This is a genomic window from Bradyrhizobium sp. AZCC 1578 (assembly GCF_036924675.1).
Classification (GTDB): domain Bacteria; phylum Pseudomonadota; class Alphaproteobacteria; order Rhizobiales; family Xanthobacteraceae; genus Bradyrhizobium.
In genome coordinates this window covers 6,196,566-6,207,304 of the sequence record NZ_JAZHRZ010000001.1, presented here as the reverse complement: position 1 = coordinate 6,207,304, position 10,739 = coordinate 6,196,566, and the positions used below count along the sequence as shown (strand labels likewise).

At 58.7% G+C, this 10,739-nt stretch carries 5 protein-coding genes; 4 read left to right on the top strand and 1 reads right to left on the bottom strand.

From position 1 onward, the window contains the following. Positions 1-121: 121 nt before the first annotated feature. Complete coding sequence (locus tag V1290_RS29725) at positions 122-541, top strand: hypothetical protein (RefSeq protein ID WP_334367665.1); 420 nt, start codon at positions 122-124, stop codon at positions 539-541. A gap of 218 nt (positions 542-759) precedes the next feature. Next, positions 760-1,143, top strand: a complete 384-nt coding sequence (locus V1290_RS29720; protein WP_334367664.1) for a hypothetical protein — start codon at positions 760-762, stop codon at positions 1,141-1,143. Positions 1,144-1,761: 618 nt separating this feature from the next. Here V1290_RS29720 and V1290_RS29715 read toward each other — a convergent pair. After that, entirely contained in the window at positions 1,762-1,989 is a 228-nt protein-coding gene (locus tag V1290_RS29715; RefSeq protein WP_334367663.1) for a hypothetical protein, read from the bottom strand. Between the two features lie 482 nt (positions 1,990-2,471). Here V1290_RS29715 and V1290_RS29710 point away from each other — a divergent pair, with 482 nt between their 5' ends. Continuing rightward, positions 2,472-3,722, top strand: coding sequence for a GTP-binding protein (locus tag V1290_RS29710; RefSeq protein WP_334367662.1), 1,251 nt, complete (start codon positions 2,472-2,474; stop codon positions 3,720-3,722). A gap of 699 nt (positions 3,723-4,421) precedes the next feature. Next, a complete protein-coding gene (locus tag V1290_RS29705; protein WP_442895023.1) occupies positions 4,422-10,715 on the top strand; it encodes a DUF4082 domain-containing protein in 6,294 nt (2,097 codons plus the stop codon). The last annotated feature ends 24 nt before the right edge of the window (positions 10,716-10,739 follow it).

Here is a 10,739-nt window from a genome sequence, read left to right as displayed (position 1 = left end):
AACCTCCGCTTTTTGCCTCGCTGTGGTAAACTTGAGATGGCGGCCATCGCCTTGGAAATGGCTTTGAAATGAGCGGCTTGCCTCGAACTGACCAACATTGGCGGCCGAGCGGGGACATCAGATGAAGGTTTTATTGCTCACCGGCGCCCTGTTTTTCGCCGGGCTGGCAGGCTGCGCCTCGGCCCAGGAGCAATCCCGGACGGTCGAGCGAACGGTCAAAAGCGTGCCGAACAGGGACACCCGGATCGGGGTCTACCTCAACGTGCAACCCGATTGCACATCCGGTCCACTGCCAACGATTCGACTGGTCAGCCCGCCCGCCTCCGGCAAGGTTGTCGTCAAGAACGCGAAGGTCAAGGCTACCAACTACAAGGCCTGCCTTGCGCTGGAAGTGCCGGCTTATGTCGCGTTCTACAAGTCGCCTGCGGATTTCCTCGGTAACGACGTGTTGACGATCGAGGTCAAATATGCCGGCGGCCGTACGGAAATCCAGAAGATTACTGTGAACGTGATGAGGGCGGGCGGGGAGCAAAAAATCTAATCGCCGCGATTTGATTGGTCAGCACCGACCCTGATGACGGATTCGTCGGGAGATTGTCCGCAACGGGAAATCGCAAGGGCCGGGGTCGATCCAGGTTGACCAGCAGCAACCACCGCCGACGTCACGGTCCTGCCGGTGCGCAACGGATTATCAGTTTGACGGTACGGCTGATTCTTGCTCTGTTGACTGCATTCTCTTTTTTTACTCGGGGGGCAGCCATGCGCGCCGCATTGGGCAAATTCGTTTTGATCACAGCTTCATTGGGATTCACCGCATGGGCAAGCGCGCATCCGGCCGGCGCAGCGGACCTCGGTTTGATAACCGCTGGGCCCGGCTCAATAGGTAATTGCTCCGAAATCGTTTTCACTTGCGAGAATGGCAGGCAGTATCCGCTCTGCCCGATTGCAACGAGCGTCGTCGGTGAAGTCGTTACCGCATCGCTGCACACGGGCCACCGCGGGGGCATTCACGTTCGGTTGGTCCCGATGGGCGTCGGCTACCGATATGCCGGGCGCGGAGTATGGCTGGACGGCTTCCGCGAGAACGCGCTGCTCAACTTCGGAAAGCACAGCCAGGTCGCATGCACGATCCAGCGCTCCTGATCACGCGCTGACTCCACGTAAAATCGCGGCCGAATAGGCCAGCCCCTACCCCTTTGTGCGGACTACGACGTGCGAAGCGCGGGGGCGCATATAGGCTTTGGGCTGGACATAGCGCGTACAGTGATCATTCCACTGCTGCAACTGCCAATTCCACCTCAAGCATCCGGATTCCACCGCAGAATCATATCCCCAATCCAGCCGATAAGGCTCATCCCCGAAGGGATAAGGACCGCTGTAAGCGCTGCTGCTTGAAAGGACCACGAGCGAAATGGCTGCGCCAGCAATTGCAAAGAACGATTTTTTCATAAGAACCCCGATCTGGAGCGCACACGCCGAAGAGTGCCAAATGGCTTCAAGCTTATCAAGCGACAAGCAGTGGTTCGACCGCGGTTTGCCCCCGGTCCGACGCAACTCTTGTCCTGCCTGATTGATATCGCCCCCGCCTATCATCTTCGGCCAACTGCGCAGGATTTAGATTTCACACGCGGTCAGTAGCGTTGCGGGATCAATCGGTCGTCGGCGCTGCAACTTTCGCTGCGGCTCGACTACAACCGCGATAGCAGAGAGCCAGCTTGCCAGCAGCGCACGCATTCATGTCCATGAAAGGGATAGAACCTACTAAGTAGCCGGATCCCGAAAGCGTCGATACTTGGTTGGGACCGGCTCGGCCGGCACTCCGTTTTCTCCCAGAATATCTGCGACCAGTTCATCCTTAACGACCTTCTCCATCACAGCCCGCACAAGTCGCGTACGCGAGATACCGCGCTGCTTTGCAGCCGCCTGGAGATATTCGACTTCCAAGGGGATGACGATATTCTTGATGGTCACGGCATTCTTGATGGTCACGGCCAGGTCCTCGATGCTCCTTTGCTCTACTGGTCTGCTCTGCTGACCAGCAATCTTGGCAAGAGTTGGAGAGGACGGTGGCAACCATTGCCTTTCTGCTTTGCGTTGCGCTCATATGCATGGAAACATGCATAATCACTTCAAACTGAGAAAGACGTTTGCTAGCGATTATTTCCGCCGCTGGCGTGTTCCGACGCATTCGGCAATCAGCGTTCTGCCTCTCCATGCGCACGTATGCGAGGCTGCACCACCTGGCCGCTCGCGATTTGTCAAAAAAGCCATTGATGACCCAAATCGACTCGCAGCAGGGCACCAAGCATCTACTTGTTATTTAATTTCCGGGGAGCCGGACTAAACTTTACATAATCGGCGGAGCCATATTAAATGAATTCCGACATTTAATCGCGGAGCGAACTGCGAACGCAGTAGAATTGCAATGCCTGCGTACTGTTCCGCCCGCAGGTCTTGAGCCGGGAAGACGTATGAAGGACAGACCGAGCGAGGCCGATCGGCTGCCAGTAACGGTGCTCAGCGGATTTCTGGGCGCGGGCAAAACAACATTGCTTAATCGCGTACTGACGAATCGCGAAGGCCTGCGCGTTGCGGTCATCGTCAATGACATGAGTCAGTTGAACATAGACGCGAATCTGGTCCGCAACGGTGGTGCCAATCTTTCGCACACGACCGAGTCGCTCGTGGAGCTCAGCAATGGTTGCATATGTTGCACGTTACGGGACGACCTCCTGGTGGAGGTCAGGCGATTGGCTGAACAACGGCGCTTTGATTATCTACTGATCGAAGGAACTGGGATTGCTGAACCCCTTCCCATTGCGGCAACGTTCTCGTTTCGCGACGAGGCCGGTGTCTCCCTTTCCGATGTTGCGAGACTAGACACGATGGTCACCGTCGTGGATGCCTTGAGCCTGCTCGCCAACTATAGCAGTCGCGATCTGCTGCGCGACCGTGGCGAGTTGCGCGATACGTACGACCAGCGGACGCTCGTCGATCTTTTGGTTGAGCAGATCGAGTTTGCTGATGTGGTGGTGATCAACAAAGCGTCAGAAGCGATGGAGGCGACGCGTGCGGAAATTCGCAAGGTAATCACCGCGCTCAATCCCCAGGCACGCCAGGTCGAGACTGACTTCGGCAAGATTCCTCTCGAGGCGATTCTGAACACCGGCCTTTTCGATGAAGCGAAGGCTGCGACACATCCGCTCTGGTACAGGGAACTATATAGCCCCGGTTCTCATGTGCCGGAGACAGAGGAGTACGGCATATCCAGTTTCGTTTACAGGGAAAGACGTCCCTTCGATCCCGCCAGACTCTTGTCTTTTCTCAACGAGCCCTGGCCGGGTGTCATACGCGCCAAAGGACATTTCTGGCTTGCTACGCGTCCGGATTGGGTGGGCCTTCTCTCCGTTGCCGGGATACAACGTCGGTGCGAGCCCATGGGCTTTTGGTGGGCGACGGTCCCGAAGCCGAGCTGGCCAAGCCATCCTCAATTTCAAGAACATCTCAACAGCCGGTGGGATGGCACTTGGGGCGACCGTCGCCAGGAACTCGTGTTCATCGGTTCAGGCATGGACGAAGGGCACATCCGGGCCTCGCTCGATGCCTGCCTTGCCCATTCGGAGTTTGGCTTCGATCCGGAGAGCTGGCGCAATCTGAGCGACCCTTTTCCACCGTGGCATTATCCTGATCACACCAACAATATCGGCGTGTCCCTCCGTTAGCTGGAGCTCAATGCTTGCTGGCGCGCGAGACGCCTGCGGCGAGGATGGCCGGGGGCGAGCTCCACCCCATATTAAATCTCAGGTTGATAACCTCAATAAAAAACAATCAGAATGGTTATAACAGGCCAAACGTCCTTCCCGGACCAATCTGCTGGAAAACCAAAGTTATTTGCCGATTGGGTCGGCTTAGACCGACATTTGATCATCGCCAAAACTTTGCTGCTCGACACGGGATAAAATTTGATATTAAATATCTTTAAAGGATTAATATTTCATTTAAATTCAATGGAAATTAAACGTTGCCGGTGCGGCCATGGTCTTAGCAACTATTGCGGATAGCGACGCGACCATGGCCGAGCGGCAGATCGAACGCTGTGACTTGTCGAACCAGCATGCGTGCTCGCTTGTGGTCACTACCCAGCGCAGCATCGCGGTCCAGCGATCCACGAGTGGGCCGTCCATTGAAGCTGTCGCTCCTGTATCCGCCCAGTCATCACGGCTGCAGCCTCTCATACGTATTCCCCTTTCTCGCGCGAGGATATCATGAGGTCCTTCTACGAAGATTCCGGTTTGGGCCGTATTGCTCTCGGACTGCGGACTTGGCCACGCACTGTCCTGCGAGGAAATGCCCGCGCACCCGATTTGGACACTGATAGCGAGTCGCTTCTCGCCGCGCGGAAATGGTGGGAAGGTCCGGGCATGATCGGCTTAGGTGCCGTCGCGTCGACATTCACTGAAATCGCCGAGGCTCGCTTCGCAGGGTTGACAGCGGAAGTTCGAGTGCCAGCCCCTGCGGCAGCCGAGCCAGCAATGTCAGATCCCGTTGTGCTCCTAGGCAGGGTCCCTTCCGCGCCGTTGGCCCCAACTATCATTGGCTCATCTGCGCCCCCTCCGGCGGCTGCCGCCATTTGTGGTTGCGGCTACTTCCTTGCTCCAACACAGGTGCTCGACCAGATAGCGGCGCACGCGGCGCATGTGCGTTTGAGCGGCCAAGTGAATGACAGCCGAGTGTCAGGCGGAGCAGATTTCCTGTTAACCGGCCAAGCCGGGATCATGGGAGCCTCAGTCAGCGCGGAGATGTCTTTACAGAATGTTGCTCCAATCAAAGATTGGGCGTTGGTAGGAGGCCAGGCCGATCCAGGGCCTGGGAGCGGCCAAGGCGGAGTTCTGTCGGGTTCGGTTACGACTGCAACAGCTTCGAGTGCGACCACAACGGCATCGCCCAACGTTGTCGCGGCCGCCGCGGCAGCGTCCACAAACGCGATCGTTCTCGAGAATCAGAAGCAAGGAACTCCACAAAGCGTGTGGGATATCGACGGCGCTGGCAGTTCGAATATCGAAGGCTTTGCTACCGACATCAGCGTCGATAATGGCAACAGAGTTGACTTCAAGATCAACACGAACTCATCGAACTACCGGATCGAGATCTATCGCCTCGGATACTACGGCGGCATGGGCGCTCGATTGGTCACCACGATCCAGCACACGGGCGTACAAAATCAGCCTGCGCCGCTGCGCGACGCGACCACGGGCCTAGTCGATGCCGGCAATTGGTCTGTTTCCGCATCCTGGGACATTCCGGCGGATGCAGTGTCCGGCGTCTACATTGCGAAGCTCGTGCGCCAGGATGGAACCTTCGGCGAAAATCATATCCCATTCATCGTGAGGGATGACAGCAGCACCAGCGACATCATTTTCCAAACGTCGGACACGACGTGGCAGGCCTATAATGGCTGGGGCGGAGCAAATTTCTATGGCGGCAACGGTCCAGCAACGGGTCAAGGCGCAGGACGCGCGTACGCGGTGAGTTACAACCGTCCGATTGCCACCCGTGGCGGAATTGGTCAGGCCGCCGGTCCACAAGATTATTTGTTCGGGGCCGAGTACTCGGCGATCTACTGGCTGGAGCAGAACGGTTACGATGTCTCCTACATGGCAGGCGTCGATACTGACCGTTACGGCAGCTTGCTCCTTAACCACAAAATGTATCTCGACGTTGGCCACGACGAATACTGGTCGGGGCAGCAACGCGACAACGTCCAGGCGGCACGCGATGCCGGCGTGAATTTGTCGTTCTGGAGCGGCAACGAGATGTATTGGCGCACGCGCTGGGGCAACAGCATAAGTAGCGACGGCACAGCCTACCGCACATTGATCTCCTATAAAGAGACCTGGGCAAATTCGTCGATTGATCCGACAAACCAGTGGACCGGAACGTTTCGTGATCCGCGCTTCAGCCCGCCGGCGACCGGCGGAGGTATTCCGGAAAATGCCTTGATCGGACAGTTGTTCCAGGTCGATGATGTCGGCGTCACCCAACCCGACGCCCTGAAGGCAATCACCATTCCCTACGACGACGCCAATCTGCGCTTTTGGCGCAATACCAGCGTCGCCAATCTTCAGCAGGGGCAGACGGCGACGCTGACGAAGAACTATCTCGGCTATGAGTGGGATGAAGCGCCCGACAACGGGTTCGATCCGGCCGGCCTGGTCCGGCTCTCCTCGACAACGCTCCCAGTCAGTACCTATCTACTCGACTACGGCAACACAGTCGGAGCTGGCGTCTCGACACATAATCTAACCCTCTATCGCGCGCCGAGCGGCGCATTGGTCTTCGGCGCCGGAACGGTCTACTGGTCGTGGGGCCTGAGCGACAATCACGACCTGCAACCAACTCCCAGCGACCCGCGCGTCCAACAGGCCATGGTCAACCTTCTGGCCGACATGGGCATCCAGCCGGGAACGCTTCAGTCGGGGCTGGTCCCCACGACCGCCTCAACCGATACCACCGCTCCAACCTCCACCATCAATCCGATAGCAAGCTTTAGCGCGCAAAGCGTGGTCACAATTTCCGGTACGGCATCGGACCTTGGTGGTGGCGTGATCGGCGCCGTCGAGGTTTCGACTGACGGTGGAGTAACCTGGTATAATGCAATCGGCGACGAGAATTGGACCTATACATGGTCGCCGCAGGTTGCCGGGACCTACACGATCAAGAGCCGCGCGGTCGACGATTCCATCAATCTGGAAACGCCTTCAGCAGGTCGCACCGTAGTCGTCTCTGCTCCATCTTACATTACGCTTTTCTCGGGCTCGGCAACTCCTGCTATCGTCAACGTCACGGATGCAAGCGCGGTCGAGCTAGGCGTGAAGTTTCAAAGTTCCGTGGCCGGTACTGTAAGCGGGATCCGCTTCTACAAGGGTAGCCAGGATACGGGCACCCACACAGGCGAACTTTGGTCCAGTACAGGTACCTTGCTGGCGACCGCTACCTTCACAAACGAAACCGCATCCGGCTGGCAGAGCGTGACCTTCTCCAATCCGGTCACACTGACGCCGAACACCACTTATGTCGCTTCCTATCACACGAATGTGGGCCATTACTCCGTCAGCCCTGACTATTTCACGAGCAATGTGACAAGCGGTCCACTGACCGCTTTCGCCAATGGCAACGGCGTGTATGTCTACAGCAGCAACCGAGCGTTCCCGACAAATACGTATTCGGGAGAGAATTACTGGGTTGACGTGATGTTCAATCCGTCCACCGTCAATGGCGTACCGGTGGCCGCGAACGACGTCGGGCCAACTATCGCACAGAATTTGGCTGCGACAATCGCAGCATCGTCCCTGATCAACAACGACAGCGATCCCGATGGCGATGCATTGAGTGTCATCGGGGTGAGCGCACCAACGCACGGCACCGTCGTGCTTAATACCCAGCCCAATCCGCAGAACAATACCATCACATTCACGCCCGATTCCGGCTATACCGGTCCGGCTAGCTTCAGCTACACGATTTCGGACGGACGCGGCGGGACCGCTACGGCGCAGGTTAGCTTCACGGTAGCACCACCCGGAGCGGCTCCGGTAAGCCTGTTCAGCGCGTCAAATATACCGGCACAGACCAGCCTTAATGACGGGCAACAGCTCGAGGTCGGGGTGAAGTTCACCTCCTCCGTGGCCGGTCAGATTACGGCGCTGAAGTTCTATCGCAGCGCCAGCGACACTGGCGCCGACGTCGTTGATCTCTGGACCTCGACAGGCACCCTTCTTGCCAGCGCGACCTTTACCAACACGGCAGCCTCCGGCTGGCAGACGGTGAATCTGTCGTCCGCGGTTTCCATCGCCGCCAATACCACCTACGTTGCCTCCTACCACACGACCGGCGCCTATGTGGCGACCAACAATTACTTCACAACGGCCGTCACGAACGGCCCCTTGACTGCCCCCTCCACCACGACGATCGCCGGCGGCAACGGGGTGTATTCATATGGCGGCACCAGCACGACCGGCATCTTCCCGACCAATACCTATGGCGCCGCAAATTATTGGGTCGATGTCGTGTTTTCGCCGAGCGGCGCCAGCAACATCGCGCCGACGGCGGTGGCCGATAGCGGCGACGCCACCGAAAAAGGCGGCCCCAACAATGGTACCGGCGGCTCCGCCGCCACGGGCAGTGTGCTGGCTAACGACACTGATCCGGATGCCGGCGACACCAAGACCGTGTCAGCCGTGAGCTTCGGCGCGACCGCGGGCACGCTCGGCACGGCACTCGCCGGTGCGTATGGCAGTCTCGTGCTCAATGCTTCGGGCGCGTACACCTACACCGTCAATGAGACCGCCTCCGCCGTGCAGGCGTTGCGGCTATCGACCAACACGCTGACCGAGGTCTTCAACTACACCATGCGCGATGCCGCCGGCGCCACGTCATCGGCGACGCTTACGGTTACCATTCATGGCGCAAACGACGCCCCGGTGCTTGCGGTCCAGACCAGCGATCAATCCGCGAGCGTCGGCTCGGCCTTCTCCCTGACGCTCCCCGCCGGCACGTTCACCGACGTCGATAGCGGCGACACGTTGACCTACGCCGCGACTGCCCTCGACGGGGCAGCGCTCCCCGCATGGCTGACGTTTAACGGAGCGACACGGTCGTTCAGTGGAACACCCACCTCGACTGGCACGGTCGGTGTGCGGGTTTCAGTTACCGATGCTGGCGGCCTCACCACCAGTGAGACCTTCAATATTGTTGTGATGTCGACGCCGAATACGCCACCGACGGCGGTAGCCGATACCGGCGACGCCACCGAAAGAGGCGGTACCAACAACGCCACCGGCGGCTCGGTCGCCACCGGCAATGTGCTGACCAACGACACCGATGAGAATGCGGGCGACACCAAGACTGTGTCAGCCGTGAGCTTCGGCGCGACTGCGGGTACGCTCGGCACGGCACTCGCCGGTGCGTATGGCAGTCTCGTGCTCAATGCTTCGGGCGTGTACACCTACACCGTCAATGAGACCGCCTCAGCCGTGCAGGCGTTGCGGCTATCGACCAACACGCTGACGGAGGTCTTCAACTACACCATGCGCGATGCCGCCGGTGCCACTTCGTCGACGACACTTACGGTTACTATTCATGGCGCAAATGATGCGCCGGTGCTTGCGGTCCAGACCGGTGATCAGAACACGACCGTCGGCTCGACCTTCTCCCTGACGTTACCTGCCGGCACGTTCGCCGATGTCGATAGCGGCGACACGTTGACCTACGCCGCGACTGCCCTCGACGGGTCAGCACTCCCCGCATGGCTGACGTTTGACGGAGTGACACGGACGTTCAGCGGAACACCTACCTCGACCGGCACGGTCGGTGTGCGGGTTTCAGTTACCGACGCTGGCGGCCTCACCACCAATGAGACCTTCAACATCGTGGTGACGCCGCTCACCGTGAGCCTGTTCTCAAGTTCGGACACGCCGGCGATACTATCGGACCCCGATACGGCGCAGGTTAATCTCGGCGTGCGGTTCACCTCATCCTCGGCAGGCACCATCACGGGGATCAAATACTATAAGGGAGCCAACGATACCGGTACCCATACCGGCTCGTTGTGGAGCAGCACGGGCACTCTGCTCGCAACCGCAACATTCACAAATGAAACGGCGAGCGGCTGGCAGACCGTGACGTTCAGTAACCCGGTAGCAATCGACGCCGGGACTACTTACGTGGCCAGCTATCACAGCAACGGCCATTACGCAGCTACTGGCAACTACTTCACTACCGCGCGCGTGAATGGACCGCTCACGGCGCCTGCCAGCAACAACGGCGTCTACGTCTACGGGACCGGCAATCTGTTCCCCACGAGCACCTATGGTGCAGCCAACTACTGGGTCGACGTGATCTTCAGCCCCGCAAGCAGCGGAACTAACCAGGCACCCGTTGCGTCGAATGATTCCGGCTTCAATGTTACTCAGAACACCCCACTTTCCGTGGCAGCGTCGAGCTTGCTTGCCAACGACACTGATCCGGACGGCGATACCTTGACGATCACGGGCGCAGGTAGCGGTGTCAACGGCACCGCAAGCTTCAACGCCCAAAACAACACGGTAGTGTTCACGCCCAACTCCGGCTATACGGGACCGGCGTCGTTTACATATGCCATCTCGGACGGCCGCGGCGGGACGGCCAACGCAACGGCTTCTTTGACCGTCAACGCGGCATCTGCGAGCATCGTAAGCCTGTTCAGCTCCAATCCGACACCGAGCTTGGTATCAGTCAATGACCCGAACTCAGTCGAGCTCGGGCTCAAATTCCAGGCGTCCAGTACCGGAGATGTCACAGGGCTGCGCTTCTACAAGGGCGCGTCGAACACCGGCACCCATGTCGCGCATCTCTGGACCAGCACCGGTACCCTGCTTGCAACCGCCACCTTTACCAACGAGACGGCGAGCGGCTGGCAGCAGGTGGACTTCGCCACACCGGTGACGATCACGGCCGGGACAACGTATGTTGCGTCCTATCACACGTCAGGAAACTACGCCGCCGATCCCGGCCTGTTTAACTCGGCGGTTACCAACGGACCGCTGACTGCACCATCCTCCGCCACGAGTGGAGGAAACGGCGTGTACGCTTATGGATCAGGTGCCCTTTTCCCAACGAATAGCTACAACTCCACGAGTTATGGCGTCGACGTTCTGTTCCGTCCGCAACTTGTGGCCTGACAAGGAGATTTTGCTTCCTTCACC

What these genes read in the sequence shown, in the direction of transcription:
- V1290_RS29725 (WP_334367665.1), top strand. Translation starts at nt 122, where the DNA reads ATGAAGGTTTTATTGCTCACCGGCGCCCTGTTTTTCGCCGGGCTGGCA.
- V1290_RS29705 (WP_442895023.1), top strand. Translation starts at nt 4,422, where the DNA reads ATGATCGGCTTAGGTGCCGTCGCGTCGACATTCACTGAAATCGCCGAG.
- V1290_RS29710 (WP_334367662.1), top strand. Translation starts at nt 2,472, where the DNA reads ATGAAGGACAGACCGAGCGAGGCCGATCGGCTGCCAGTAACGGTGCTC.
- V1290_RS29720 (WP_334367664.1), top strand. Translation starts at nt 760, where the DNA reads ATGCGCGCCGCATTGGGCAAATTCGTTTTGATCACAGCTTCATTGGGA.